Below are 26781 nucleotides of genomic sequence, written 5' to 3'. Positions count from 1 at the left end.
ATATCAAGCAGAGCGCTGCCGCTGACGGCGGAACCAGGCCCAGGTCTCGCGCGTCACGGCGCGGTAGTTGCTGCCGCGATACACGATGTGGCCGTCGACGATGGCGTTCAGCTTCGGCAACGCATGGAACGGCACCGTCGGATAGGCATGATGCTCGACATGGTAGGGCATGTTCCAGGCGAACCATTTCATGATCCGGCCTGTCATCGTGGAGCGGGTGTTCTCGAACGCACTCCGCGTCCGCTCGCAACCGGTATGCTCGGCGTAAAGATACGGGCGCAGGATGAGCTGACCGGCGAGCAGCGGCACGATCCACACAAAGAGCAGGATCGCGCTGTGCAGAACAAGCGATGCCGCGAGCAACAGCAGGTAACCCGCGAGATAAAGCCTCGCTTCCAGCACGATCGCGGCACGCTTGTGTTGCGGAATCCACGGCACGATCACCTTCCCGGTGAGGGCATGCCGAAACATCAGCTGGATCCGGACCAGCACCTGCAGCAGACCCGAATAGGCGATCGCGAGCTGGGTGTCCGACGCCGGCTTGGGACCGACGATCAGCTCCGGGTCCTTCTCCGGATCCTGGGTGTAGCGATGATGGTCCCAGTGAAACAGACAGTAGTACTGGTAAGGCAATCCGATCATGAAGGCGGACAGATTGCCGACCACAAGATTGAGCACGTGACTGCGGAACGCGGTCTTGTGCGCGGTCTCGTGCACCACCATGAACAGGAACGCGACGAAATAGCCCTGGATCGCAATCAGCGGCAACGCCCATGGCAAGCCGTAGCGCGACGAGACCAACCAGATCAGCGCGCCGACCATAACGATCATACCGTAATGGCTTGCCGCCCGCACTGCGCCGGCGAGGTTCGACTTGGTCGACAGATCGCGCAAGGTCAGCGGGTTGAGCGGCTTCAGGCGAGGTCCGGCATCACTGGTCTCTGCGGTGCTCATGGTCGTCTCACCTGTCAGCGTTGCAGGAGCGCCGAGATTTCGGCGTTGATGAAGGCGCGGTCTTCGGCGTTGTTGACGGGATTGCCGGCGCGGTGCCCGTGGATCGAGGGGATCGCGTGCAGCGCCGCGGAGCGGGCATTGACCAGGCGGCCGAGTTCGTCCTCGTTGTCGCGCGGATCGAAGTAGCGGTCGGTACGGCCGGGCATCAGCAGCACATGCGCCTTGATCGCCGCCATTGCGCGGTCGAAGTCACCGCCGAATTCGTCGCAGCGGCTGATATCGCCGGCCTGCCAGATCGCAATCTGCGCCAGCAGATTGTTCGCATCGCGCCGCGCGAAGGCCCCGTCCCAGGATCCCGCGAGGTAGTCTTCCAGCGAGTTGAAGCCGGCGTCGCGCCAGGATTCCTCGCGAAAAAACTCGTGCGACATCGCCCAGCCGGCATAGACGCGCCCCATCGCGCGAAGGCCCATTGTCGGCTTGGTGACGAAGTATCCATCCCGATAAGCGGGATCGGCGGTCAGCGCGGCCTTCACGCCTTCGAGGAAGACATGATTGTAAGGCGAACACCGCGCGCTGCCGCAGACCACCGCTGCGCGCTCCACCATGTCAGGATAGCGCGCGGCCCAGTGATAGGCCTGCATGCCGCCCATCGACCAGCCGTAGACCAGCGCGAGCTTGGTCACGCCGAACCGCTCGACCAGCAGCCGCCGCTGGATGGCGACGGCGTCATGATAGGTGAAGGCTGGGAACGGTGCGCCGCCGAGCAGCTCGCTCGAATTCGACGGCGAGGATGACAGGCCGTTGCCGAACAGGTTCGCGATGATGATGAAGTAGCGCTCGGGATCGAGCGCCCCGCCCGGCCGCACCAGCCATTCGATGTCGTAATGCTGTGCCGCGAACGACGTAGGATAGAGAATGACGTTGTCCTTGGCCGCATTCAGCGTGCCGTAGGTCTTGTAGGCGAGCGCAAGCTGCGGAAACACCGCGCCGCCCTGCAAGGTCACCTCGCCTGCCTCGAACACCTCGTAGTCGCGTGACGTGGTCATGCGCATTCGACCTCGAACAGCAGGCGCGGCGCTGCGCGCTCAATAACTGTACTTATAGTACACTAATTGGGAACCGAAGCAAGAGCGGCGAAGGTGGCATCGCACCGGGCCGATCCATTCAAAATCGGTATCGATCAATACCCGTTTCGGCTTGGACCCATTGCCGTCATCTCTCTAGGACAGACCCCGAGGAAATCTTAAGGAGGCGCGAATGAGCGCAATTGTGTCCGCCACGGACGCGCGGCGATCCCGCGTCCGGCTGTTGATCGTGACGATGCTGTTTCTCGTCACCACCGTGAACTATGCCGACCGCGCCACGCTCTCGATCGCCGGCCCTGCCCTCTCCAAGGAACTGCATCTCGACCCCGTCGCGATGGGTTACGTGTTCTCGGCGTTCGGATGGTCCTATGTGATCGCGCAGGTGCCGTGCGGCTGGCTGCTCGACCGCTACGGTTCCAAATGGGTCTATGCGATCAGCATCATCGTCTGGTCGATCTTCACCGCGATGCAGGGTCTGGTCGGGTTCCTCTCCGCGGGCGCGGCCGTGGCCCTGCTGTTCGGGCTGCGCTTCCTGGTCGGCTTCGCCGAAGCGCCATCGTTCCCGGCCAATGCCCGCATCGTCGCGGCCTGGTTCCCCGGCAATGAGCGCGGCACCGCATCGGCGTTCTTCAACTCCGGACAGTATTTCGCGACCGTGATCTTCGCGCCGCTGATGGGCTGGATCGCGCACGAATACGGCTGGCGCCACGTGTTCTACGTGATGGGCGGGCTCGGCATCGTGATGGGCATCGCCTGGATCAAGACGATCTACGAGCCGAAGGACCATCCCGCGATCAACGAGGCCGAGTTCGACTACATCAAGCAGGGCGGCGCGCTGGTCGACATGGATGCGGCGAAGGCCGGCAAGACTCACGACAGCGGCCCGAGCTGGGGCCATATCCGCCAGCTGCTGGCCAACCGCATGATGCTCGGCGTCTATATCGGCCAGTACTGTATCAACACGCTGACCTACTTCTTCCTGACCTGGTTCCCGGTCTATCTGGTGAAGGAGCGCGGGCTCTCGATCCTGCAGGCCGGTTTCGTTGCGACGTTGCCGGCGCTGTGCGGCTTCGTCGGCGGCGTGCTCGGCGGCGTGATCTCGGACTACCTTCTGCGCCGCACCGGCTCGCTGACCATGGCGCGCAAGATCCCGATCGTCGGCGGCATGCTGCTCTCGATGGTGATCGTCGCCTGCAACTACGTCGACAGCCAGGCGCTGGTGGTCGGCTTCATGGCGCTCGCCTTCTTCGGCAAGGGCATCGGCGCGCTCGGCTGGGCCGTCGTCTCCGACACCTCGCCGAAGGAAGCCGGCGGCGTCTCCGGCGGCTTGTTCAACACCTTCGGCAATCTGTCCTCGATCACCACGCCGATCATCATCGGCTACATCCTCGCCGCCACCGGCTCGTTCAACGGCGCGCTGGTATTCGTCGGCGCCAACGCGCTGGTCGCGGCGATCGCCTATCTGTTCATCGTCGGCGAGATCAAGCGGGTGCAGCTGAAGGCGGCCTGAGCGGGCCGCCGACGTCTATCGCCCGTCATTGCGAGGAGCGACAGCGACGAAGCAATCCATGGTTCCGCATATGCCGCGCGATGGATTGCTTCGCTTCGCTCGCAAAGACGGGGATGGAGTTGGGCACAAACCCAAAACGGCGGCTTCGGCCGCCGCCTTTGTCTTCTTGTTTGTCTTCTTGGCCAGTGGGAGGCATCGATGCTAGAACGTACAAATCCTCGCGCGATCCATTCCAGGCTAGCATCGATGTTCGACCTGAACCAGCTCCGCTGTTTCGTCACGGTGGCCGAGGAATTGCACTTCGGCCGCGCCGCGGCGCGGCTCAACATGACACAGCCGCCGCTCAGTCGGCAGATCCAGGTGCTCGAGCACATCATCGACGCGCCGCTGCTGGAGCGCACCAGCCGTTCGGTGCGGCTGACCCCGGCGGGGCGCAGCTTCCTGCCCGAGGCGCGGCGCATCCTCAAGCTCGCTGAATCCGCTGCGCAAGTCGCCCGCCGCATCGCGCTCGGCAAGACCGGCTCGCTCAAGATCGGCTTCACGGCCGCCGCTGCCTACGGCTTCCTGCCCGATCTGATCGCGGCCGCCCGTTCCCGCCTGCCCGAAGTCGATTTTTCCCTGAAGGAGATGGTGTCCGGCGACCAGTTCGAGGCGCTCACCACAGGCCAGATCGATGCCGGCCTGCTGCGCCCGCCGATCGCGCGGCCGGAATTCGCCAGCCGGCGCGTTGTGGCCGAGCCGCTGCTCGCCGCGATCCCGAAGAAGCATCCGCTGGCCACGGCCGAGACCGTCAGCATCAAGGATTTCGACGACCAGCCCTTCGTGATGTATTCGCCCTATGAGGCGCGCTACTTCCACGATCTGCTGGTGTCGCTGTTCACGCGCGCCGACGTGCTGCCGCGCTATATGCAGCATCTCAGCCAGATCCACTCGATCCTCGCGATGGTGCGCGCCGGGCTCGGCATCGCGATCGTGCCGGAGGCCGCCGCCAGCCTGAAGATCGCGGACGTCAAGTTGAAGCCACTGAAGCTGCGCACGCCGGTGCCGGTCGAGCTGTTCATGGTGTGGCGGCGCGATCACGAGAACCAGTTGCTGCCGTCCTTGATCGAGATCGCAACCGAAATCGCCGCGCCGCATCTGCGCGGCGATTGATGCAGATTGTGCATCGCTCGATACCGCGTTTGGCTTGGACGCGCATCGAAGCATTCCCTAAGAATTCGGCCATGGACGCGCGCTGCTCGCGCATCCCTGATCCCAACATCATTCAAGGAGTGGCGCCATGAGCAAGATGACCCCTCAGGAAATGGCCGCGAGAATCGGTGGCGGCCTCCTGTCGTTTCCCGTGACCCCGTTCAAGCCGGACTATTCGTTCGACGAGGTGACCTATCGCGCCAACATGGACTGGCTGTGCGGCTATGACGTCGCCGGCCTGTTCGCCGCCGGGGGCACCGGCGAGTTCTTCTCGCTGACGCCGTCTGAAGTTCCGCACGTCGTGAAGATCGCGGTCGAAGAGACCAAGGGCCGCGTTCCCGTGCTGGCCGGCACCGGCTACGGCACCGCAATCGCGCGCGAGATCGCGGTTGGCGCCGAAAAGGCCGGCGCCGATGGCCTCTTGCTGCTGCCGCCCTATCTCACCCATGCCGAGCAGGACGGCCTCGCCGCCCATGTCGAGGCGGTGTGTTCGTCGGTCAAGATCGGCGTCATCGTCTACAACCGCGACAATGCGATCCTGCAGCCCGATACGCTGGCGCGCCTCTGCGAGCGCTGCCCGAACCTCGTCGGCTACAAGGACGGCATCGGCGACATCGAGCTGATGACCCGCGTCTACACCAGGCTCGGCGACCGCCTGACCTATATCGGCGGCCTGCCGACGGCAGAGACCTTCGCGCTGCCCTATCTCGACATGGGCGTGACCACCTATTCGTCGGCGGTGTTCAACTTCGTGCCGGAATTCGCGATCAGGTTCTACGCGGCAGTACGCCGGCGCGATCATCAGACCATCCATGCAGGCTTGAAGGATTTCATCCTGCCGCTGATCGCGATACGCAACCGCAAGAAGGGCTATGCGGTGTCGATCATCAAGGCCGGCATGAAGGTGATCGGCCGCCATTCCGGCCCGGTGCGGCCGCCGCTCACCGATCTCACCGAGCAGGAGATCGCCGAGCTCGCGGCGCTGGTGGCTAAGCTGCCGCAGGCCGCGACCCAGCAGGCGGCGGAATAAGCCGAACGGCCAACGACCAAGGGAGGAGCAGATGATTCAAGACACGATCCGCACCGGCTTTGCCGGCGCCCCCGTCGTCACGGCGATGGAGGTGATCCCGGTCGCCGGCCGCGACGGCATGCTCCTCAATCTGAGCGGCGCACATGCGCCGTTCTTCACCCGCAACCTCGTGGTCCTCACCGACAATTCCGGCCACACCGGCGTCGGCGAGGTGCCGGGCGGCGAGAAGATCCGCAAGACGCTCGAGGACGCCCGCGACCTCGTCGTCGGCCAGAGCATCGGCGCCTGCAACAACATCCTGGCGTCGATGCGCCGGACCTTCGCCGACCGCGACGCCGGCGGCCGCGGCAAGCAGACTTTCGACCTGCGCGTTACCATCCATGCAGTTACCGCGGTGGAATCCGCGCTGCTCGATCTGCTCGGCCAGCATCTCAATCTTCCGGTCGCAGCGCTGCTCGGCGAAGGCCAGCAGCGCACGAGCGTCGAGACCCTCGGCTATCTCTTCTTCGTCGGCGACCGCAGGAAGACCAGCCTTCCTTACGTCGAGGGTGAGACCGGCAAGGCGGACTGGTTCAACCTGCGCCATCAGGCAGCGATGACGCCGGAGGCGATCGTGCGCCTCGCCGAGGCGACGCAGGCGCATTACGGCTTTGCCGATTTCAAGCTCAAGGGCGGCGTGCTCAAGGGCGAAGAAGAGATCGAGGCCGTCACCGCGATCGCCAAGCGCTTTCCGAAGGCCCGCGCCACGCTCGACCCGAACGGCGCCTGGTCGCTCGATGAGGCGATCCGGCTTTGCAGCAACATGCATGGCGTGCTTGCCTATGCGGAGGATCCCTGCGGCGCCGAGGCCGGCTTCTCCGGCCGCGAGATCATGGCCGAGTTCCGCCGCGCGACGGGACTGCCGACCGCGACCAACATGATCGCGACCGACTGGCGTCAGCTCTCCCACGCGCTGCGGCTCGGCGCCGTCGACATTCCGCTGGCCGATCCGCATTTCTGGACCATGCAGGGCTCGGTGCGGGTGGCGCAGACCTGCCGCGACAACGGCCTGACCTGGGGCTCGCACTCCAACAATCATTTCGACATTTCGCTCGCGATGTTCACCCATGTCGGCGCCGCGGCGCCCGGCAAGGTGACCGCGATCGACACTCACTGGATCTGGCAGGACGGCCAGGCGTTGACCAAGGAGCCGCTGCAGATCAAGGGCGGCAAGATCGCGATCCCGGATCGGCCGGGCCTCGGCATCGAGCTCGATCGCGCTGCCATCGAGGCGGCGAACGCGCTATACAAGCAGCATGGCCTCGGCGCCCGCGACGATGCGCTGGCCATGCAGTTCCTGATCCCCGGCTGGACCTTCGACGACAAGCGTCCCTGCCTCGTGCGCTAACAAGAAAGGTTGGAAACATGACCGCTCACCAGAAGAACTTCATCGCCGGCGAATGGGTCGACGGAACGGGCATTACGCAGGACATCAACCCCTCCAACACGGCCGACGTGGTCGGCGAATACGCCAAGGCCGACAAGGCGCAGACCGAAAAGGCGATCGCCGCCGCGAAGGCCGCCTTCCCGGCCTGGGCGCGCTCGACGCCGCAGGAGCGCTTTGACGCACTGACCAAAGTCTCCGTCGAAATCCTCGCCCGCAAGGAAGAGCTGGGCCGCCTGCTGGCGCGCGAGGAAGGCAAGACGCTGCCGGAAGGCATCGGCGAGGTGGCGCGCGCCGGGCAGATCTTTGCGTTCTTCGCCGGCGAGGCGCTGCGGCTGATGGGCGAGAAGGGCGCATCGGTGCGGCCCGGTCTCGATGTCGAGATCACGCGCGAGCCGGTCGGCGTCATCGGCATGATCACGCCGTGGAATTTCCCGATCGCGATCCCGGCCTGGAAGATCGCGCCCGCGCTCTGCTACGGCAACACGGTGGTGTTCAAGCCGGCCGAGCTGGTGCCGGGCTCCGCGCACGCGCTGTCCGAGATCATCGCGCGCTCCGGGATTCCGGCCGGCGTGTTCAACCTCGTGGTCGGTTCGGGCTCGGTGGTCGGCCAGACCCTGCTCGAGCATCCCGATGTTGCCGCAATCTCGTTCACCGGCTCGGTGCAGACCGGCCGCAAGATCGCGCAGGCCTGCGTGCTCTCCAATCCGATGAAGAAGTTCCAGCTCGAGATGGGCGGCAAGAACCCGCTGGTCGTGCTCGACGACGCCGACGTCAAGGTCGCGGTCGAGGTCGCCGTCAACGGCGCCTATTTCTCGACCGGCCAGCGCTGCACGGCCTCCTCGCGCCTGATCGTCACTGCGGGGATTCACGACCGCTTCGTCGCCGCGATGACCGAGCGGATGAAGGGCCTTTCGGTGGATGACGCGCTGAAGAGCGGCGTGCATGTCGGCCCTGTCGTCGACCAGAGCCAGCTCGACCAGGACCTGCGCTACATCAAGATCGGCCAGGACGAAGGCGCCCGCCTGCACTGGGGCGGCGAGTTGCTGAACCGCGAGACGCCCGGCTTCTATCTGCAGCCCGCGCTGTTCACCGAGGCGACCAACCAGATGCGGATCGCCCGTGAGGAGATTTTCGGCCCGGTCGCCTGCGTGATCCGCGCCAAGGATTACGAGGAAGCGCTGGCGATCTCCAACGACACCGAGTTCGGTCTCGCCTCGGGCATCTGCACGTCAAGCCTGAAATACGCTTCGCACTACAAGCGCAACAGCGAGGCCGGCATGGTGATGGTCAATCTGCCGACCGCCGGCGTCGATTACCACGTGCCGTTCGGCGGCCGCAAAGGCTCGAGCTACGGCGCGCGCGAACAGGGCGCCTACGCCCGCGAGTTCTACACCACGGTGAAGACGGCCTACACGTTCCCGGGCTGAGATTCAGGGCGGATTAGCGTCAGCGTAATCCACCATCGGCACCGTACATCAAACATGGCGGGTTGCGCCTTCGGCTAACCCGCCCTACAAACTTCCGGAGCCCTCATGGACCAGTCGATCGGCGCGCAGGAGCCCCGCTACATCAAGCTCAACGCGCGCGACAATGTCGCGATCGTCGCGAATGATTTCGGCTTGCCTGCCGGCTCGCGTTTCGCCTGTGGCCTGACGCTGCGCGCCTTCGTGCCGCAGGGCCACAAGACCGCGCTGGAAGACATCGCCGAGGGCGTGCCGATCATCCGCTATGGCGAGGTGATCGGCCATGCGCTGTCGCCGATCCTGGCCGGCGAATGGGTCGACGAGGCCCGCATCCGGATGCCCGACGCGCCGCCGCTCGATCAGCTCGAGATCGCAACCGCGGTGCCGCCGGTGCTGCCGCCGCTCGAAGGTTTTACCTTCGAAGGCTTTCGCAATCCCGACGGCTCGGTCGGCACCAAGAACATCCTCGGCATCTCCTCCTCCGTGCAATGCGTCAAGGGCACGATGGAATACGCAGTCAAGCGCATCCGCGCCGAGCTCTTGCCGAAGTATCCCAATGTCGACGACGTCGTGCCGCTGACGCATGCCTATGGCTGCGGCGTCGCCATCACGGCGCCCGACGCCGTTGTGCCGATCCGCACCCTGCAGAACCTCGCGCTCAATCCGAATTTCGGCGGCGAGATCCTGGTCATTGGCCTCGGCTGCGAGAAGCTCGCGCCGGAGCGGCTGGTGCCGGAAGGCGTCAGCGACGCCATCGTGCGGATGCAGGACGAAGCCTTTGACGGCTTCGGCGCCATCATCGACGCCATCATGACCCAGGCCGAGGCGCGGCTGAAGGTGCTCAACGCCCGCACGCGCGAGACCTGCCCGGCCGCCGATCTCGTGATCGGCCTGCAATGCGGCGGCAGCGATGCGTTCTCCGGCGTCACCGCAAATCCTGCGGTCGGGTTCGCCGCGGACCTCTTGGTGCGGGCTGGCGCGACCGTGATGTTCTCGGAAGTGACCGAGGTGCGCGACGCGATCCAGCTGCTGACCCGCCGCGCCGTCAACGAGGATGTCGGCCGCGCGCTGATCCGCGAGATGGCCTGGTATGACGCCTATCTGGCCCGCGGCGGCGCCGACCGCAGCGCCAACACGACGCCGGGCAACAAGAAGGGCGGGCTCGCCAACATCGTCGAGAAATCCCTGGGCTCGATCGTGAAATCCGGCTCCGGCCCGATCGCGGGCGTGCTGTCGCCGGGCGAGAAGGCGCGGCAGAAGGGCATGCTGTTCGCCGCGACGCCGGCCAGCGACTTCATCTGCGGCACGTTGCAGCTCGCCTCCGGCATGACTTTGCAGGTGTTCACGACAGGCCGCGGCACGCCCTATGGCCTTGCCGCAGCCCCCGTCATCAAGGTCGCGACCCGCAGCGAGCTGGCGCGGCGCTGGAAGGACCTGATCGATTTCGACGCCGGCTGCATTGCGACCGGCGAGAAGACGATCGAGGAGACCGGCTGGGACCTGTTCCGCCTGATCCTCGACGTCGCGAGCGGCCGGACCAAGCCGTGGTCGGACCGCTGGGGCATTCATAACGATCTGACGCTGTTCAACCCGGCGCCGGTCACCTAGCAGCAGCGCAGGCCAACCTGCATATGGAAAGTCCGCCGTGACGAGGTCAGCGGCGGACGATCTCGTGGCCTTGGTCAGGATCAATCGTCGTCGTGATGAATGACGGTCTTGCTGCGATTGCCGAACTCGTCCTGCTTCTTGATCACCGTGGTCCGATCACTGCGCGGCTCACGCTCCCTGATCACCGTGGTGCGGTCACGATCCCGGTCGCGATATTCATGCGACTCGCCGACCGTGACGCCGGCGCCGACGGGACCGGCACGAACACCGATTTCATCGGCGAATGCGGGCGAAGCGATCGCGGTCACCATGGCAGCGGCAAACAGATACTTTCTCATGACGTCTCTCCTCCTCGAGTGGCAATGTGGAGGAGGAACGTCGGGTGCGACAAACCGTTCCTATGTCGCACCTGCTGCAGAGGCTCCCGCGCGAATGCGGAACATCGCGCAGGGAACCTCGCTGAACAGGCATTCACCTGTGTGGCGAAATGCTAATGTTCCACGCGTTGAATAGCCTGATTTGATGGCCCACGTCCCCATCAACAGGAGGACGTTCCATGAAACAATCGCAGCACTTCCTCGACAATGCGGAGAATTGCGCGCAGCTTGCCGAGCGCGCCGACGACGAGCCGACCTACAATCGCTTCAAGCGCATGGAGGCGGCCTGGCGCGCGCTGGCCAAGGAGCAGGATTGGCTCGACGGCGAAACCTCGTCGTCGGAAACCGCAGCCGCAGCTCCGTCGGAAACCGCAGCCCGAATTTGAGCCAGCCCAGGTCTGGAAATCCAAGGTCTGGAAATCCCATGTCTGGAAATGGCCCGCGCGCGACAAATGAGATGTCGCCGCGGGCCGCTTCCTACTCGGCGCTGCGCTGCCGCTGCCAGCGCAGAAGATAGGCCTGCAGCCGCCAGATGATCGCGGACAGCACGACACCGACCAGCATCAAGACCACGACCGCGACCATCATGCCCGAGGCCTCGCCGCGCGCCTCGGACTCGATGATGAGCCGGCCGATGCCACGCTCGGCGCCGATGAACTCGCCGACGATCACGCCGATCAGCGCGAAGGAGATCGCCGGCGTCAGGGAAGCGAACACCCAGGCCATGGTCGAGGGGATCACCACGGTGCGGGTGATCTGCCACTCGCTGGCGCCAAGCAGCCGCGCCGCGTTGGTGAAGCCCTCGTCGATCGAACGCGCGCCCTCGAAAGTGTTGAAGAACACCAGGAACACCACGACGATCCAGGAGGTGACGATCTTCGACATGTCGCCGATCCCGAACGCCAGCACGATGATCGGCGCCAGCGCGATCCGCGGGATCGAATTCACAGCCGTAATGAACGGCTGGAAGATCGCGCTGAGACGGTCGGAGCGCCCGAGGATCAGCCCGGCGACGAAGCCGCTGACCACGCCGGTGACGAAGCCGAAGAAGGTGTTCTTCAGCGTGATCGCCGTCGCGGCCCAGAGATTGTTCTCGTTGCGCGCCAGGCACTTTGCGAACTCGCCGTTGAACCAGCCGTTGAACGCGCCGAGCTTGGTCGTCAGGCAGCTCTGGATCAAGAAGTTGTCGAAGATCATCGACGGCTTCGAGATGAAGTATGGATCGAGCAGGTCGGGCACCAGCCACGGCAGCCTGGTGCGAAGATCGTAGCCCCATTGCCAGACCGACAGCACGATGGCGCAGATCAGGACCTGCCAGCCGATCGTGCTGAGCATGCCGTATCGCCTCATGCGCTGCGGCCCTTGACGAATTCCTCACCGAGCGAGTGCCAGATGTGCTGGAACAGCTCGGCATAGCGCGGAGTCTCACGCACCTTCACCGCATCACGCGGGCGCGCGAAGTCGACTGCGAACATGTCCTTGATGCGGCCCGGCCGCGCCGAGAACAGGATGATGCGATCGGCCAAGGTCAGCGCCTCGCCGAGATCGTGGGTCACGAACAGCACGGTCTGCTGCTCGCGCTCCCAGATCCGAAGCAGCACCTCGTGCATGTCGATCTTGGTGTGAGTGTCGAGCGCGCCGAACGGCTCGTCCATCAGCAGGATCTGCGGCTCGACGATCAACGTCCGCATCAGCGCCGCGCGCTGCCGCATGCCGCCCGACAGCGCCGACGGATAGGCGCTCTCGAATCCCTTCAAGCCTGCCTGCGTGACACATTGCGCGATGCGCTCTTTCCGCTCCTGAGCCGGTACGCCTGATAGTTCCAGCCCATAGCCGATGTTGTCGCCGACGGTCCGCCAGGGAAACAGCGTGTCGCGCTGGAAGACGTAGCCGACATTCGGCGTCGCCTTGCCGGGAATGACGCGCTTGCCGTCGATCAGGATCTCGCCGCCGGTGGGGCGGATCAGCGAGGCGATCATGTTGAGCACCGTGCTCTTGCCGGAGCCCGACGGCCCAAGCAGCGCGACGAACTCGCCGCGGCGGACGTCGAAAGAGACATCGCGCACCGCCTCGATCGTGGTCTTCGCAAGCTGGAACGACTTGCTCAGGCCCTTGGCCTCGACGCGACGGTCGGCCGAGGCGCGCGGCGACAAGGTTGCGCTCGTCTCGAGCGCGCTCAACCCGGATAGGCCTTTCGCGCCGCGTCGATGAGGTTGGAGTTGACCACGTCGGCGATCTTGAGCGGCTTGATGCCGGTCATCTCGCGGAACCAGACCTTTTCGCCGCGCGCGAAGCTCGCCGCGTCGACAATACCCTCATAGTCCGCGACCTTCTGGATCGCTGATATCTCCAGCAGATTGGCATCGCGCGAGGTGCTGCCGACATAGGGCTCGATGGCATCATAGACCTCGGCCGCCTTGTGCGTCTTGATCCATTGCGATGCGCGCCATAGCGCGGTGACATAGGCCTGCATCTTGGCCGGATCCTTGTCGATGGTGGCCTGCAGCGTGAAATGCGCTGTTACCGGTACCTTGCCGCCGATATGCTTGTTCCAGATCGCCTCGTCGGTGCCGTCGAACAGCAATTCGCCCCAGCCCTGCTGCTGCGCCTCGTTCAGTAGCGACAGCGAGCTGACGAGGATGTCGACCTGCTTCGACTTCAGCGATCCCAGCATGGTGTCGACATTGCCGGTGCCGATCCAGGTCACCTTGTCGTCGAGCCCCATGGTTTCCATGTAGTAGGATGCCCAGACATGGTTGGTGCCGCCGAGCGAGGAGACCGAGACAATCGGCTTGCGGCCGTCGGGCCGCTTCCATTGCGTGAAGGCCTCCAGCGTGTTGATGCCCTGGTCCTTCAGATCCTTGCGCAGGATGAACATCACCGAGTTCGACCGTGTGTCGACCGGCAGCAGCACGCGCGCGGCGCGGCCGTGATTGGTCAGCTGCATCGGATGGGTGACGTCGCCGATCCCGATGTCGCCCTGCGACGAGGCGATGATCTCGCGGGTCTTCACGCCGCTGCCGCCCTGCACCAGCTTGCAGTCGAGCCCGGCTTCCTTGAAGTAGCCGATGCGGTCCGCAACAAATTGCGTCTGATAGACCGGCACCGCGACCGGATAGATCGCGCGGCCAGTGGCCGCCTGCGCCCATCCACGCCCGGTCGCCAGCGCCGCACCGCCCGCGGCGATCACCGTCAGTGCCGATCGCCTTGAAGGGTGGGGCGTGGTGAGGCGCGCCATCACGCGTGCTCCTTCGCTGAGATCTTGTCGAGCGCGCTGAGTACCGCGTCGCCCATCTGGGCGGTCGACAGCTTCTTCGCCCCGGCCTCGGCGATATCGGCGGTGCGCGCGCCGGACGCGAGCGCGGCGTGCACCGCCTGCTCCAGCAGGTCGGCATCCTCAGGGCGATTCAGCGTCAGGCGCAGCAGCATCGCGACGCTGAGGATCGAGCCGAGCGGATTGGCGATGCCCTTGCCCGCGATATCGGGCGCGCTGCCATGCACCGGCTCATACAGCGCCTTGCGCCGGCCGAAGCGATCGACCGGGCCGAGCGAGGCCGACGGCAGCATGCCGAGCGAGCCCGAGGCCATCGCCGCACAGTCGGACAGGATGTCGCCGAAGATGTTGCCCGTCACCATCACGTCGAATTGCCGCGGCTCGCGCACGATCTGCATCGCGGCGTTGTCGACATAGAGATGGGTCAGCTCGACGTCGGAGAACTCCTCCTTGTGCAGCCTGATCACCTCCTCGCGCCAGACCACGCTGGTCTCCAGCACGTTGGCCTTGTCGACCGAGCAGACCTTGTTGCGCCGGGTCCGCGCCAGCTCGAACGCCGAGCGCGCCACGCGGCGGATCTGGTTCGTCGTGTACTGCTCGGTGTTGAAGCCGCGGCGCTGGCCATCCGGTAAGGTCTCGATGCCGCGCGGCTCCCCGAAATAGATGCCGCTGGTCAACTCGCGGATGATGACGAAGTCGACGCCGTCGAGCACCTCGGGCTTGAGCGGCGCCGATGCCGACAGCGCCGGGCTCGCCACGATCGGCCTCAAATTGGCGTAGAGATCGTATTTGCTGCGCAGGCCCAAGAGGCTGCCGGCCTTGCGCGCCGCGGCCGGCACTTCGGTCGTTTCCGGCCCGCCGGTCGCGCCCCACAGGATGGCGTCGGCCTCGTCCATCGCCTCCGCGGTATCCTCCGGCAGCACCTTGCCGGTCGCCAGATACGGGATCAGGCCGTATTGCGCCTCGCGCAAGGTCATCGGCACGTTCCGTTTGGCCGCGAACCACTCGAGCACGCGGCGCGACTGCGCGGTGACTTCAGGGCCGATGCCCTCGCCGCCGACGACGGCGACCTTGACCATGTTGGATTGCGTGCTCATGCAGATGTCCTTGAAACGGGTGTCCTTGAAGCGGTTGTGCTCTGAAAATGAATCCAGGGTCGCGCCGTGCGGTCGGCAGCCTGGAAGGCGTGGATCTCGTCGTCGCGCTGCAACGTCAGCGCCACCTCGTCGAGGCCCTTCAGCAGCCCTTCGCGCCGCCGCGGATCGATCTCGAACGAATGCCGCGTGCCCGACGGCGAGACGATGGTCTGGGCCTCGAGGTCGATCGCGACCTTGCCCGCGCCCTGCGTCGCCTCGATGTCGGCGGCAAGCTGATCCACCACGGCCTTGTCGACGACGACAGGCAGGATGCCGTTCTGGAAGCAGTTGGCGAAGAAGATGTCGCCGAAGCCGGAGCCGATGACGGCGCGGATGCCGCGCTCCTGCAGCGACCACACCGCGCCCTCGCGCGACGAGCCGCAGCCGAAGTTCGGTCCGGTCACCAAAATCTCAGCATCGCGATACGGCTCGCGGTTGAGGATGAAATCCGGATTCTCCGAGCCGTCGGCCAGATAGCGCAGCGAGCCGAACGCCCATTTGCCGAGCGTGCCGCGGATCGAATTGCCGACCAGGCGCTCGATCCGGATGATCACGTCGGTATCGATATTGGCGCGCATGATCGGCGCAGCGGTCGCGGTGAGCTTGTCGAACGGTTTCGGCATCACTGGCGCCCCATCATCCTGACATCGGCAATCGCGCCGGCAATGGCCGAGGCCGCCGCACTCGCGGGGCTCGCCAGATGCGTCCGTGCCCGCGGCCCCTGCCGGCCGACGAAATTGCGGTTCGAGGTCGAGACCGAGCGCTGTCCGGGCGCCACCACCTCGCCGTTGGCGGCAAGGCACATCGAGCAGCCCGGCTCGCGCCACTCGAAGCCGGCGTCGATGAAGATCTTGTCGAGCCCTTCGGCGACCGCCTCGCGCTTGACATTTTCCGAGCCCGGCACCACCCAGGCGCGGACGCCGGCGGCGACCTTGCGGCCGCGCGCGACCTCGGCCGCGGCGCGCAGATCGCTCAGCCGGCTGTTGGTGCAGGAGCCGATGAACACCCAGTCGACCGGCGTGCCGGCGATCGGCGCGCCGCCCTGCAGGCCCATATACTCGAGCGCGGTCTCGATCGCGGCGCGCCGCAAGGGATCGTCGACCGACTTCGGATCGGGAATGAGGCCATCGACGCCGACGACATGCTCGGGGCTGATGCCCCAGGTCACCTGCGGGATGATCTTTTCGACATCGATCACGACCTCGCGGTCGAACACCGCATCGGGATCGCTCGGCAATTCGCGCCATGCCTTGACCGCGAGATCCCACATCTCGCCCTGCGGCGCATAGGGACGGCCGCGCAGGAATTCGAATGTTGTCTCGTCGGGCGCCACCATGCCCATCTTGGCGCCGAGCTCGATCGAGAGGTTGCAGATCGTCAGCCGGCCTTCGATCGGCAGCGCACGGATCGCACTGCCGGCATATTCGACCGCGTAGCCGGTGCCGCCGGCGGCGCCGATATGGCCGATCAGCGCGAGGATCATGTCCTTGGCAGTGACGCCGAGCGGCAGCTTGCCCTCGAAGCGCGCGCGCATCGTCTTCGGCCGGCGCTGGATCAGCGCCTGCGTCGCCAGCACATGGGTGAGCTCGCTCGATCCGATGCCGAAAGCGAGCGCGCCGAGGCCGCCATGGGTGCAGGTGTGGCTGTCGCCGCAGACGATCGTCGCGCCCGGCAGGCTCAAGCCGAGTTCCGGCCCGATGACGTGGACGATGCCCTGGCCGGGCTGGTCGACATCGAACAGCGTGATGCCGCTCGCCGCCGTCTCGGTCCGCAGCGCGGCCAGCAATTCCATGCCGATCTTGCTGGTTCCGGCGCGGCCGGGCGCCGTGGAGAGCGCGTGGTCCGGCGTCGCAAACGTCAGTTCGGGATTGTGAACCTTGAGGCCACGGCTCTTGAGATCGAGCAGGCCGCGCGAGCCGCCGAGATCGTGCAGCAGATGGCGGTCGATATGCAGGAGGTCCGTGTCCTCGCTGAGGCGGGCAATGACATGCTGGTCCCAGATCTTCTCAAGCAAACTTCGTCCGGGCATCCGCCTTCCCCCGCTCTCTGCGTTTCCATGCGGCTTGATCTTATTGACGCCAATCTGTGCCAAAGTTGTCGTCAAGTGAAGCGGTTTTGCCCTAACATCACATATGTGATGGAGGCGCGGTCATTGACCCGCCGCGGAGACAGCCATGCCGAACGCGAACAAGACGGCCATCGTCAAATCGGCCATGCGGTCGTTTGCGGTTCTGGAGTTCTTTCGGGAAACAAAGCGGGCTGCTTCCGTGACTGAAATAGCTTCCGCGCTGGAGATGCCCCAATCGAGCACGTCCGTGTTGCTTCGCAGCCTCGTTGAATTGAACTACCTTGAATACGACCGACAGACCCGGCGCTTCATCCCCAGCTACCGGGTCAATCTGCTTGGTGATTGGATCCGCCGTTCTCCGTTCCGTGATCGAAAGCTCACCGATCTGATGGAGGAACTCTGGACCGCAACGGGCGGCGAGACCGTCATGCTTGGACAACAGGCCGGCGCCGCCGGGATGCGATATCTACACGTTGTCCCCGGCGGCAATCAGCTTCAGTTCATTGCAAATGCCGGTCAAATACGACCGATGGTTCGCACCGCGCTCGGACACGTGCTGCTGAGCCAAATGCCAAACACCAAAATTCGCGGTATCATCCGTCGCAACAACGCTGAGGAGCCGAGTCAGTCGGCGCGCGTTCGCGAAGCGGCCTTTCTCGAAGAGGTCGAGCGCATCCGCCGCCGCGGCTTTTCCGAGTCGAGCGGCCGCACGACGCCGGGCGCAAACACAATCGGCATGCTCGTTCCCCTGCCAAAGCGACGCGCGCCGCTCGCGATCGGCATCGGCGGACCAATCGAACGAATCGCGGCAAAGCGCGCGCACGTCATTGAAGTTATGCAGAGCCGGCTGAAAGAACTGACAGATGTGGCGCCGTAGCCCGGATGCAGCGAAGCGCAATCCGGGGGCAGTCCCTCCGCGGAGAGATCGGCCCCGGATTTCGCTTCGCTGCATCCGGGCTACAAATGCGCGTCGAAATTCCTACGACGCCAGCGCTTCCTCCGGCATCACGGCCGACAGATGCTGGCTCTCGGCCACCGCGCGGTTGGTGATGCGGCCGCGATGGACGTTGAGGCCGGCGCGCAGATGCGGATCCTCGACCAGCGCGCGCAGTCCCTTCGACGCCAAAGCCAGGCCGAACGGCAAGGTGGCGTGGTTGAGCGCGTGGCTCGAGGTGACCGGCACCGCGCCCGGCATGTTGGCGACGCAATAATGCACGATGTCGTCGACCAGATAGGTCGGCGCCTGGTGCGTGGTCGCCTTCGAAGTCTCGAAGCAGCCGCCCTGGTCGATCGCGACGTCGACCAGCACCGCACGGCGTTTCATGCCGGCAAGCTGCGCGCGCGAGACAAGTTTCGGCGCGCTGGCGCCGGGCACCAGCACCGCGCCGATCACAACGTCAGCCGCGAAAACCTCCTGCTCGATCGCTTCCAGCGTGGCGTAGCGGGTGCGGACGCGCCCGAGGAAGAGGTCGTCGAGCGCGCGGAGCCGCGGCAATGAACGGTCAAGGATGGTGACGTCGCTGCCAAGGCCTGCCGCCATCCGCGCCGCGTGGGTGCCGACCACGCCGCCGCCGATGATCGCAACGCGCGCCGGCGGAACGCCCGGCACACCGCCGAGCAGCTTGCCCATGCCATCGGCGGATTTGCGCAGCGCAGCGCCCGCGGCCTCGATCGCCAGCCGGCCTGCGACTTCGCTCATCGGCGCGAGCAACGGCAGCCCGCCATGCGCATCGGTCACGGTTTCATAGGCGACCGCCGTGCAGCCGGAGGCGATCAGCCCCGCGGTCTGCGGCACGTCGGGCGCGAGATGCAGATAGGTGAACAGGATCTGGCCCTCGCGCAGCCGGATCCATTCGGACGGCTGTGGCTCCTTCACCTTCACGATCATCTCGGCGACCGAGAACACCTCTTCGGCGGTGTCGGCAATCCGTGCGCCGGCCTGGGTGTAGACGTCATCGCCAGCACCGATGCCGTCACCGGCGCCGCGCTGGACCACCACCTCGTGGCCATGTGCCACATATTCCCGCACCGAGGCAGGCGTCAGCCCGACCCGATATTCCTCGACCTTGATTTCCTTGGGCACGCCGATGCGCATGGTCCGCTCCTTGAAGGATTCGTTTCCGTTAACCTCAAGGCTATTCCTCGTCACATGGCGTTTCTCAGCGAATTCCAGCTTGTGCACATGCAGATACGCTCATATCCTTCGTTTCCAGCTCAGCCATCGAAGGAAAACTGCGTGGACGGTCTCGATCGTATCGATCTCAGAATCCTCGCCGAGCTGGTCGCCGACGCTCGCGCGAGCCAGATCGAGCTTGCCGAGAAGGTCGGGCTGTCGCCGACCGCCTGCGCGCGGCGCATCCGCCATCTCGAGGAGATCGGCGTGATCCGCGGCTACCGCGTCGACCTCGAACCGACTGCGCTTGGCCTCGTGACAACCGTCGTCGTCACCATCACGCTGGAGAAGCAGAGCGAGGATTATCTCGCAGCCTTCGAGGCCGCGATCGCACGCTGCCCCGATGTCGTGTCCTGCCATCTGATGTCGGGCAGCGACGATTATCATTTGCAGGTCATTGCCCGCGACATCGCCGACTTCGAGCGCATCCACAAGCAGCATTTGTCGCGGATGCCGGGCGTCGCCCGCATCCATTCCAGCTTCGCGATGCGCGAGGTCGTTCGCCGCACCATTCCGGAAACCGCGCTGCGCGGCTGAAGGCCGACCGCCGCGTCAGAACTGATTGCGGCTCGCGCGCGGCCACATCCGTGCCAGCGTCTCGTCCTTCTTGACGACGACATGCCAGAGCGTCGCCGCGATATGCAGCGCGACCACCGCATAAACGAAGTAGGCAAGCAGGCCATGCGCGAGCTCGCCGGCCTCCGCGACCGCCTTGTTGTCGGCGAACAGGCGCGGCCAGCTGAAGGTCCAGAAATAGCGCAGCGAATACCCGCCGGCCGACGAGAACATGTATCCGGTCACCGGCATCACGAAGAGGATGGCGTAGAGCGCCCAGTGATTGAGCCGTGCCGCGATCCTGACCAGCGGAGAGAACGAGCCCGGCGCCGGCGGCGCCGTGGTCACGGCGCGCACCATCAGCCGCAGGATCGCCAGGAAGAACAGGGTGACGCCGAGTGACTTGTGCACCTCGAGCAGTTCGCGCCGCGGCGACGTCCCTGCCGGCTGCAGTCCGCAATAAAGCCCGATCAGCATGGCCGCGATGAACAGCACCGCCGTCGCCCAGTGAATCCTGCGCAACAGCGGATCGTAGCTGGCCGTCATATCCGTCGTCACAAGGCGCCTTGGCTTGAAGCCGCCCGTGCGGGTTCGGCCCGAAAAAGGAAGGCCGTTCAATAGATGATCGCGCGATGCCTGCCTACGGGGGCGGCCGCCAACTTCGATCACAATCGCGAAGGCTGGACTCCCTCCATCGTCATTCCGGGGCGCGCGAAGCGCGAGCCCGGAATCCATTCAACCACGACACGGCGGCCCGATGGATTCCGGGCCTGCGCCTTCGGCGCATCCCGGAATGAGGAGGGGAGGTTTCGTGGGCCGCGCAACCACGCGCTCGCTGTCACAAACCGCGCCCGCTGTCACAAACGCTGTCACAATCGGAGCCGCCAGGGCCCCGTGCCACACGTATTTTTTAGTCGTGATTCGCCGCCTTCTATGACAGAATTGCTACAATTCAATATCAGTTCGGTTACACGCGGAGCGGTGAATGAGCATGGAGTGGCGGGCGCGGCCGGTTTCGCTGGCTTGGTCGAATCCGGTGGTCCGGTGGTGGGGCTTCCTGAGCCTCGTCAGTGCCGCCAACATCGCGATCTGGTTCGCGCTGTACCGACAGTTCCACGAGCAGTCGAACGGCAGCCTCAGCAATACGTCCGGCATCGGCCTGATGCTACTGCTCTGCGCGGCCTATGTGTTCGGCTGCGCCTTCCGCTCGGTGCTGCCGCGCGCCGACGTGCAGCGCATCTGCCTGTTTGACACCTGGCTGTCGAGCGTCGTGGTCGGCCGCACCGTCGCGACCGTCGCCGAGGTCTGCTTCGCCGCGCAATGGGCGATCATCCTGTATCAGCTCGGCACCATGACCGGCGCCGAGACCACCATCAACATCGCCTGGATCATCGTGCCGCTGATCGTGATTGCGGAATGCTTCTCCTGGTATGCGGTGCTGACCACCCATTATCTCTGCAACGCGATCGAGAACTCGATCTGGGCCGTGGTGTTCTTCCTGGTCGGGATCGCGCTGTGCCGGCTGCTGCCCGAGTTTCAGGGCCCGGTGCGCTGGGCCTTCATCGTCGCGATCGTCGGCATCGCCGCCTTCCTCGCCTTCCTGATGACCGTCGACGTCCCGATGTATCTGAACCGCTGGCGCGCCAATCTCGCCGCCGGCGGCACGCTGCTGCATCCGCTCGATGGCCTGCGCGACGTCAGCCGACGCTGGGTCGTGACCCACGACATCGCCGAGTGGCGCGAGGAGATCGCCTGGATGTCGCTGTATTTCAGCATGGCGGTCTGGTCGAGCCTCGCGCTCTGCGTCGGCTACTCGCTCGAGGATCAGCTGCCGCGTTACCGCACCGAGCCTGCGATCGTCGCGACGACGCCGACGATCGAAAGCCCGATACCGGCGATCTTCAGCACGACGCCGGCGGCGCAGCACACCGCAACGATCGACGCGATGGCGCCGTCGCGGAATTGACCGGCGGCCGCGCCGCACAGCTTGCGGCCGTCAGCGCTTCCGGAGTAAACGCTGAGGCATCCCCGCCCATCCGTCAGCGCGTTCCATGCCCCGCATCACCATCATCGAAACCGGGCTCGTCAGTCCGCAGTTCCGCGAGCGCCACGGCAGCTATCCGCAGATGTTCCAGCGGATGGTGGCCACGGCCGATCCGTCGGTCGCCTGCGACGTCGTCGGCGTCGCCAACGGCGAGGCACTTCCGGATCCGGCCACACTGGATGCGATCCTGATCACGGGATCGGCGGCCGGTGTCTATGACGATGTCGCCTGGATCGCGCCGCTCGAAGCCTTCGTGCGCACGGCCCATGACAAACGCGTTCTGATGGTCGGCGTCTGCTTCGGCCACCAGCTGATCGCGCAGGCGCTCGGCGGCACCGTGTGCAAATCGGAGAAAGGCTGGGGCATCGGCCGTCACGTCTATCGGCTGGCACCGGACAACGGGCTGATCGACGGCGAGACGATCGCGGCGGCCGCCTCGCATCAGGACCAGGTGATCACCCCGCCCGCTTCCGCACGCACCATCATGGCGTCCGAATTCACCCCGCATGCCGGGCTGCTCTATGCCAACGGCACCACGCTGTCGGTGCAGCCGCATCCGGAATTCACCGTCGATTACGCCGACGCGCTGTGCGATCTGCGCCGCGGCCTCGCGCCCGATGCCGTGGTCGAAACCGCCAAGGCGTCGCTCACCGCACCTCTCGACCACGCCACGCTCGGCGGCGTGGTGACGCGCTTCCTCACACGCCATACGCCCGCGTAAGACAGCGCCTCAGGTCATGCTGCCCGGCATGAAGCAGCGCACGCGCGGGTGGCCGTCGATATAGTGCTTCCACACCATGGTTCGGCCGATCTTGTTCGGCTCGGTGATCAAGGCCTCGTTCGGCACCACGACCCATTCGTCGTCGATGTGCACGCGATAATGGCCGTGATCCGACTCCCAGTCCGGATCGGCGACCACCGATCCGTCGGCGTCGGAACAGCATTGTCCGTAGCCGCTGTGCAGACTTTCAAACCAGGGTTTCAGAGGTGAATTGGCGTAGCGGCCGTCGTCGCGCGCCAGGGTCGGCGATGTCAGCCACATCGCCCCCAGCAGCAGTGCCGCACGCGTGATGGCGTGCATGTTGTGGTCTCCGCAGATCTGATCCAGCTGCGGGCGCGCATCACTTACTGTTCGCCGGCGACATTGCCGTCGCGGGCGAAACACGACGAATCGGCGCCCCAGCACCTGGCATTGAAGTATGCAAGAGTGACGCCAGACTGCATTCCGGGAGACTACGGCCGACGAAAGTATGGGAGCGCGGACCGTCGCGTGCCACGCACGGCAGGTCGCCATCTCAAGGGCGCGCGTTCGCCTTCGGCGCAGCTCGATCAGCGGATCGCCGCAGCGACCTCGGGGACCAGCGGCGGTGCACTTCGCGACGCCGCCTGCAGCGCGCATTCGACGAACCGGCGCGGCAGCAGCGAGGCGTTCGAGCGCATCGCCACCAGCATGCGGCTCTCCGCATCCGGCGTGTCCAGCGCTTTCGCGACAACGTTCATGACACCGGCCTGCTGGTAGCATGACGGCAGAATCGACAGTCCGATCCCGGCCGCAACAAGGCTAAGCACCGTGCGCAGTTCATGCGCTTCCTGCGCGATCCGCGGCGCGAAGCCGGCGCGCCGGCACAGCATCGCCGCCTGGTCACCGACGCCGCAACCGCTCTCCGCCATGCCGACGAATTCGTGCTCGGCAAGGTCGGCAACGCTGAGCTTGCCGGGTGCGGCGGCAAGCGGATGATCGATCGGCAGGAACACCATCAGCCGGTCGCGCCAGACGACATGAACCTGCAGATCGGCCGCCGGCCGGAAATCCAGCGGCGGCCGCATGATCGCGACGTCGAGCTCGGCGTCGGCCAGCGCCTGCAACTGTTTTGCCGTCGACATGTGCCTGAGCTCGATCTTCACCCGCGGATAGCTGCCGCGGAAGCTGCGGAACAGTACGGCGAACATCTCGAGCATCGGAACCGAGTCGGTAAAGCCGACACGAACGGCGCCGGCCTCCCCGCGCGCGGCGCGGCGCACGGTCTCCGACGCCAGATCGAGCTCGCTGACGGCACGCCGTGCGTGCTCCAGCAGCAATTGGCCGGCCTGGGTGAGCTCGACCGCACGCCGCGTCCGCGACAACAGCTGGGTGCCGAGCTCCTCCTCCATCGCCTTGATCTGCGTGCTCAGCGGCGGCTGGCTGACATGCAGCCGCTTGGCGGCGCGGCTAAAGCTGAGCTCTTCGGCGACCGCGATGAAGTAGCGAAGCTGCCTGTAATCCATCGCTTATTCCGTTTCCCTATAAGTGACGGGTCAAAGCGGTATTTGACCTCCCAGGTCCGTTTCCCGATCTTGGCGCCAAAACGCGGATGCTCCAAGGGGCAACACGCGCAGCCGGTCAGCCATGCGAAATCGCCGCGAATAACAGGCGCTCCGCCCGGCTCGGATCACAGGCGCGATAACAAGAAAGCAAGGGAGGATTCCAATGGGCCAGGCGTCCGTCAGCGAACTCGAACAGCAAACCATCCGCCGGGTCTATTGGCGGCTGATCCCGATCCTCTTCGTCATGATGTTCTTCAACTATCTCGACCGCATCAATCTCGGCTACGCCGGGCTGACGATGAACAAGGACCTTGGCCTCAGCCCTGCGATCTTCGGCTTTGCCGCCAGCATCTTCTTCCTCGGCTACATGGTGCTCGAAGTGCCGAGCAATCTGATGCTGCACTGGCTCGGCGCCCGGATCTGGCTCGCGCGCATCCTGATCACCTGGGGCCTCGTCGCCACGCTGACCGCCTTTGTCTGGAATCCGCTCAGCCTCTATGTGATGCGGTTCGGCCTTGGCGTCGCGGAAGCCGGCTTCATGCCCGGCGTGGTACTTTATCTGACCTACTGGTTCCCCGCGCGCTACCGCGCCCGCGCGGTGGCCGGCTACATCATCGCCGGCTCGTTCTCGGCCGTGCTCGGCGGGCCGATCTCGACCAGCATCATGACCTTCCTCGACGGCGCGTCCGGCCTGCATGGCTGGCAATGGATGTTCATCGCCGAGGGCGTGCCGACCATTCTGCTCGGCCTGTTCACGCTCTATTATTTGACCGACCGCCCGGCCAAGGCGAACTGGCTCACCAAAGAGCAGGCCGCCTGGCTGGAAGGCGAGCTTGCCACTGAGCGGGCCGAGATCGAACAGCAGGGGCAGCACAGGTTGATCGAATGCGTGCTCGATATCAGGGTCTGGCTGCTGGCGGCGTTGTTCGGCTGCGCGCTGGTCGGCATCTATGGCCTGCTGTTGTGGCTGCCGCAGATCATCAAGGGCATGGGCAATCTCAGCAACATCGAGGTCGGCTTCCTGTCGGCGATCCCGCCGCTGCTCGGTGTCGTCGGCACCATCGTGGTGAGCCGAAGTTCGGACAAGACCGGCGACCGCAAGTTTCATCTTGCGGCCGTCTATCTGCTCGCCGCCGTCGCCATGCTCGGCAGCGCCTATGTCGCAAGCCCGGTGCTGGCCTTCGTGTTCCTCTGCATCGTCGGCTTCAGCCTGAATGCCGGAAATCCCTTGTTCTGGAGCATCAACGCCTCGCTGCTGACCGGCGCGGCCGGCGCCGCCGCGATCGCCATGGTCAACACGCTGGCGCAGTTCGGCGGCCTGATCGGCCCGTGGTGCATCGGCCTGATCAAGGACTCCACCGGAAGCTTCTCCTGGGCGCTCGTCGGCATCGCCGGCTTCCTGTTCGTCGCCTCCGCCATCGCCGCCACCATGCGGGTCAAACCGCGCGAGACGGAATTGACGGGCGCGATTCCGTCATCCGTCGCACACTGACAACCCTGCCAAGGGGAACAACAAGGACGCAACCATGATCATCGACTGTCACGGCCATTACACCACCGAGCCGGCCAAGCTGCAGATCTTCCGCGACAAGCAGCTCGCCGGCCTCGCCGACAGATCGCGCCGGCCGCTCACCACCAATCTCGGCATCACCGACGACGAGATCCGCACCAGCGTCGAGGGCGCGCAGCTTCGCCTGCAGAAGGAGCGGGGCACCGACGTCACCATCTTCTCGCCGCGCGCCGCCGGCATGGCACACCATGTCGGCAAGGAAGCGACCAGCCGGGAGTGGACCACGATCTGCAACGACCTCGTGCACCGGGTCTGCACGCTGTTCCCGCAGAATTTCGTTCCCGTCTGCCAGCTGCCGCAGAGCCCGGGCGTGCAGCCCAAAAACTGCATCGAGGAGCTCGAGCGCTGCGTGACGCAGCTCGGCTTCGTCGGCTGCAACCTCAATCCCGATCCCGCCGGCGGCTATTGGTGCGATCCGCCGCTGACCGATGAATGGTGGTATCCTCTGTATGAGAAGATGGTCGAGCTCGACGTGCCGGCGATGGTCCATGTCTCTTCGTCCTGCAATCCCTGCTTCCACGGCACCGGCGCGCATTACCTCAACGGCGACACCACCGCCTTCATGCAGTTCCTGACCTCGGACATCTTCAAGCGCTTCCCGACCCTGCGCTTCATCATCCCGCATGGCGGCGGCGCGGTGCCGTATCACTGGGGCCGCTACCGCGGCCTCGCCCAGGACATGAAGCTGCCGCCGCTGTCGGAGCATCTGTTGAAGAACGTGTTCTTCGACACCTGCGTCTATCATCTCCCCGGCATCGAGCTGTTGACCAGGGTGATCCCGGTCGAGAACATCCTGTTTGCGTCGGAGATGGTCGGTGCGGTCCGCGGCATCGATCCCGAGACCGGGCATCACTTCGACGACACCCGCCGCTACATCGACGCGCTGCCGCTGAACGCGGAGGACAAGGCCAAGATATTCGAAGGCAATGCCCGCCGGGTCTATCCGCGCCTCAACGCCCATCTCGACCGCCGCGCACACTAGCCGACCGCGCCGACAACACACCGGAGAACAC

26 protein-coding genes are annotated in these 26781 nt (G+C 65.2%); 13 read left to right on the top strand and 13 right to left on the bottom strand.

Annotated elements, in window-relative coordinates:
- Positions 1 to 3 precede the first annotated feature (3 nt).
- Positions 4 to 954 carry a fatty acid desaturase gene (locus JQ573_RS25170; protein WP_212315713.1) on the bottom strand — a complete coding sequence of 317 codons (951 nt, stop codon included), beginning with the start codon at positions 952 to 954 and terminating at the stop codon, positions 4 to 6.
- Between the two features lie 14 nt (positions 955 to 968).
- On the bottom strand, positions 969 to 2000 hold the full coding sequence (locus JQ573_RS25165; protein ID WP_212315715.1) for an alpha/beta fold hydrolase: 1032 nt from the start codon (positions 1998 to 2000) through the stop codon (positions 969 to 971).
- 211 nt (positions 2001 to 2211) lie between these two features.
- Between JQ573_RS25165 and JQ573_RS25160 the strand changes: the two genes are divergently transcribed.
- The 6 genes from JQ573_RS25160 to garD all read left to right on the top strand — a co-directional run bounded on the left by JQ573_RS25160 (position 2212) and on the right by garD (position 10267).
- Complete coding sequence (locus tag JQ573_RS25160) at positions 2212 to 3549, top strand: MFS transporter (RefSeq protein ID WP_212315717.1); 1338 nt, start codon at positions 2212 to 2214, stop codon at positions 3547 to 3549.
- 246 nt (positions 3550 to 3795) lie between these two features.
- The gene (locus JQ573_RS25155; protein WP_212316442.1) at positions 3796 to 4701 is read left to right on the top strand and encodes a LysR substrate-binding domain-containing protein; all 906 of its coding nucleotides are present in this window, start codon (positions 3796 to 3798) and stop codon (positions 4699 to 4701) included.
- 127 nt (positions 4702 to 4828) lie between these two features.
- Positions 4829 to 5770, top strand: coding sequence for a 5-dehydro-4-deoxyglucarate dehydratase (kdgD, locus tag JQ573_RS25150; protein WP_212315719.1), 942 nt, complete (start codon positions 4829 to 4831; stop codon positions 5768 to 5770).
- Positions 5771 to 5801: 31 nt separating this feature from the next.
- Complete coding sequence (gudD, locus tag JQ573_RS25145) at positions 5802 to 7157, top strand: glucarate dehydratase (protein WP_212315721.1); 1356 nt, start codon at positions 5802 to 5804, stop codon at positions 7155 to 7157.
- 17 nt (positions 7158 to 7174) lie between these two features.
- Positions 7175 to 8623: an aldehyde dehydrogenase family protein gene (locus tag JQ573_RS25140; RefSeq protein ID WP_212315723.1), complete on the top strand. Its 1449-nt coding sequence runs from the start codon at positions 7175 to 7177 to the stop codon at positions 8621 to 8623.
- Between the two features lie 105 nt (positions 8624 to 8728).
- Positions 8729 to 10267, top strand: coding sequence for a galactarate dehydratase (garD, locus tag JQ573_RS25135; protein ID WP_212315725.1), 1539 nt, complete (start codon positions 8729 to 8731; stop codon positions 10265 to 10267).
- A gap of 80 nt (positions 10268 to 10347) precedes the next feature.
- On the opposite strand, the gene JQ573_RS25130 is transcribed toward garD, so the two are convergent.
- Positions 10348 to 10605: a hypothetical protein gene (locus tag JQ573_RS25130; RefSeq protein WP_212315726.1), complete on the bottom strand. Its 258-nt coding sequence runs from the start codon at positions 10603 to 10605 to the stop codon at positions 10348 to 10350.
- Between the two features lie 218 nt (positions 10606 to 10823).
- On the opposite strand from JQ573_RS25130, the gene JQ573_RS25125 reads away from it, so the two are divergent.
- Complete coding sequence (locus JQ573_RS25125) at positions 10824 to 11030, top strand: hypothetical protein (RefSeq protein ID WP_212315728.1); 207 nt, start codon at positions 10824 to 10826, stop codon at positions 11028 to 11030.
- 91 nt (positions 11031 to 11121) lie between these two features.
- Here JQ573_RS25125 and JQ573_RS25120 read toward each other — a convergent pair whose 3' ends face one another.
- From JQ573_RS25120 to leuC, 6 genes are read right to left on the bottom strand one after another with little or no spacing between them, the layout of a single operon-like run.
- Entirely contained in the window at positions 11122 to 11994 is an 873-nt protein-coding gene (locus JQ573_RS25120) for an ABC transporter permease (protein ID WP_212315730.1), read from the bottom strand.
- Positions 11991 to 12797 (bottom strand): ABC transporter ATP-binding protein, encoded by an 807-nt coding sequence (locus JQ573_RS25115; RefSeq protein ID WP_409334646.1) that lies wholly within the window; start codon positions 12795 to 12797, stop codon positions 11991 to 11993. The genes JQ573_RS25120 and JQ573_RS25115 overlap by 4 nt, the downstream gene beginning before the upstream one ends.
- 23 nt (positions 12798 to 12820) lie before the next feature.
- Positions 12821 to 13882 carry an ABC transporter substrate-binding protein gene (locus tag JQ573_RS25110; RefSeq protein ID WP_212315734.1) on the bottom strand — a complete coding sequence of 354 codons (1062 nt, stop codon included), beginning with the start codon at positions 13880 to 13882 and terminating at the stop codon, positions 12821 to 12823.
- On the bottom strand, positions 13882 to 15015 hold the full coding sequence (gene leuB / locus JQ573_RS25105; RefSeq protein ID WP_212315736.1) for a 3-isopropylmalate dehydrogenase: 1134 nt from the start codon (positions 15013 to 15015) through the stop codon (positions 13882 to 13884). Before leuB ends, JQ573_RS25110 begins: the two co-directional genes overlap by 1 nt.
- A complete protein-coding gene (gene leuD, locus JQ573_RS25100) occupies positions 15012 to 15677 on the bottom strand; it encodes a 3-isopropylmalate dehydratase small subunit (RefSeq protein WP_212315737.1) in 666 nt (221 codons plus the stop codon). Before leuD ends, leuB begins: the two co-directional genes overlap by 4 nt.
- A complete protein-coding gene (leuC, locus tag JQ573_RS25095) occupies positions 15677 to 17083 on the bottom strand; it encodes a 3-isopropylmalate dehydratase large subunit (RefSeq protein ID WP_212315739.1) in 1407 nt (468 codons plus the stop codon). Before leuC ends, leuD begins: the two co-directional genes overlap by 1 nt.
- A 145-nt stretch (positions 17084 to 17228) precedes the next feature.
- Between leuC and JQ573_RS25090 the strand changes: the two genes are divergently transcribed.
- Positions 17229 to 17999, top strand: coding sequence for an IclR family transcriptional regulator (locus JQ573_RS25090; protein WP_212315741.1), 771 nt, complete (start codon positions 17229 to 17231; stop codon positions 17997 to 17999).
- A gap of 102 nt (positions 18000 to 18101) precedes the next feature.
- Here JQ573_RS25090 and ald read toward each other — a convergent pair whose 3' ends face one another.
- Entirely contained in the window at positions 18102 to 19217 is a 1116-nt protein-coding gene (gene ald, locus JQ573_RS25085) for an alanine dehydrogenase (protein WP_176533261.1), read from the bottom strand.
- An 87-nt stretch (positions 19218 to 19304) separates the two neighbouring features.
- On the opposite strand from ald, the gene JQ573_RS25080 reads away from it, so the two are divergent.
- Positions 19305 to 19832, top strand: coding sequence for an Lrp/AsnC family transcriptional regulator (locus tag JQ573_RS25080; RefSeq protein WP_212316444.1), 528 nt, complete (start codon positions 19305 to 19307; stop codon positions 19830 to 19832).
- A gap of 15 nt (positions 19833 to 19847) precedes the next feature.
- Here JQ573_RS25080 and JQ573_RS25075 read toward each other — a convergent pair whose 3' ends face one another.
- A complete protein-coding gene (locus JQ573_RS25075) occupies positions 19848 to 20396 on the bottom strand; it encodes a cytochrome b (protein ID WP_212315743.1) in 549 nt (182 codons plus the stop codon).
- A gap of 445 nt (positions 20397 to 20841) precedes the next feature.
- Here JQ573_RS25075 and JQ573_RS25070 point away from each other — a divergent pair, with 445 nt between their 5' ends.
- Entirely contained in the window at positions 20842 to 21816 is a 975-nt protein-coding gene (locus JQ573_RS25070; protein ID WP_249132348.1) for a hypothetical protein, read from the top strand.
- Between the two features lie 85 nt (positions 21817 to 21901).
- The gene (locus JQ573_RS25065; protein ID WP_212315745.1) at positions 21902 to 22615 is read left to right on the top strand and encodes a glutamine amidotransferase-related protein; all 714 of its coding nucleotides are present in this window, start codon (positions 21902 to 21904) and stop codon (positions 22613 to 22615) included.
- A 9-nt stretch (positions 22616 to 22624) separates the two neighbouring features.
- Here the strand turns inward: JQ573_RS25065 and JQ573_RS25060 are convergent, their stop codons facing one another.
- Both JQ573_RS25060 and JQ573_RS25055 read right to left on the bottom strand, forming a co-directional pair.
- Complete coding sequence (locus JQ573_RS25060) at positions 22625 to 22975, bottom strand: hypothetical protein (protein WP_212315747.1); 351 nt, start codon at positions 22973 to 22975, stop codon at positions 22625 to 22627.
- 248 nt (positions 22976 to 23223) lie between these two features.
- Positions 23224 to 24159 carry a LysR substrate-binding domain-containing protein gene (locus JQ573_RS25055; RefSeq protein ID WP_212315749.1) on the bottom strand — a complete coding sequence of 312 codons (936 nt, stop codon included), beginning with the start codon at positions 24157 to 24159 and terminating at the stop codon, positions 23224 to 23226.
- A 202-nt stretch (positions 24160 to 24361) separates the two neighbouring features.
- On the opposite strand from JQ573_RS25055, the gene JQ573_RS25050 reads away from it, so the two are divergent.
- Positions 24362 to 25690 (top strand): MFS transporter, encoded by a 1329-nt coding sequence (locus JQ573_RS25050; RefSeq protein ID WP_212315751.1) that lies wholly within the window; start codon positions 24362 to 24364, stop codon positions 25688 to 25690.
- A 34-nt stretch (positions 25691 to 25724) separates the two neighbouring features.
- Positions 25725 to 26750 carry an amidohydrolase family protein gene (locus tag JQ573_RS25045; protein ID WP_212315753.1) on the top strand — a complete coding sequence of 342 codons (1026 nt, stop codon included), beginning with the start codon at positions 25725 to 25727 and terminating at the stop codon, positions 26748 to 26750.
- Positions 26751 to 26781: the final 31 nt, after the last annotated feature.

Origin of the sequence: Bradyrhizobium sp. AUGA SZCCT0105 (genome assembly GCF_018129565.1) — a bacterium.
Lineage (GTDB): Bacteria > Pseudomonadota > Alphaproteobacteria > Rhizobiales > Xanthobacteraceae > Bradyrhizobium.
This window is presented reverse-complemented; position numbering and strand designations above follow the sequence as displayed.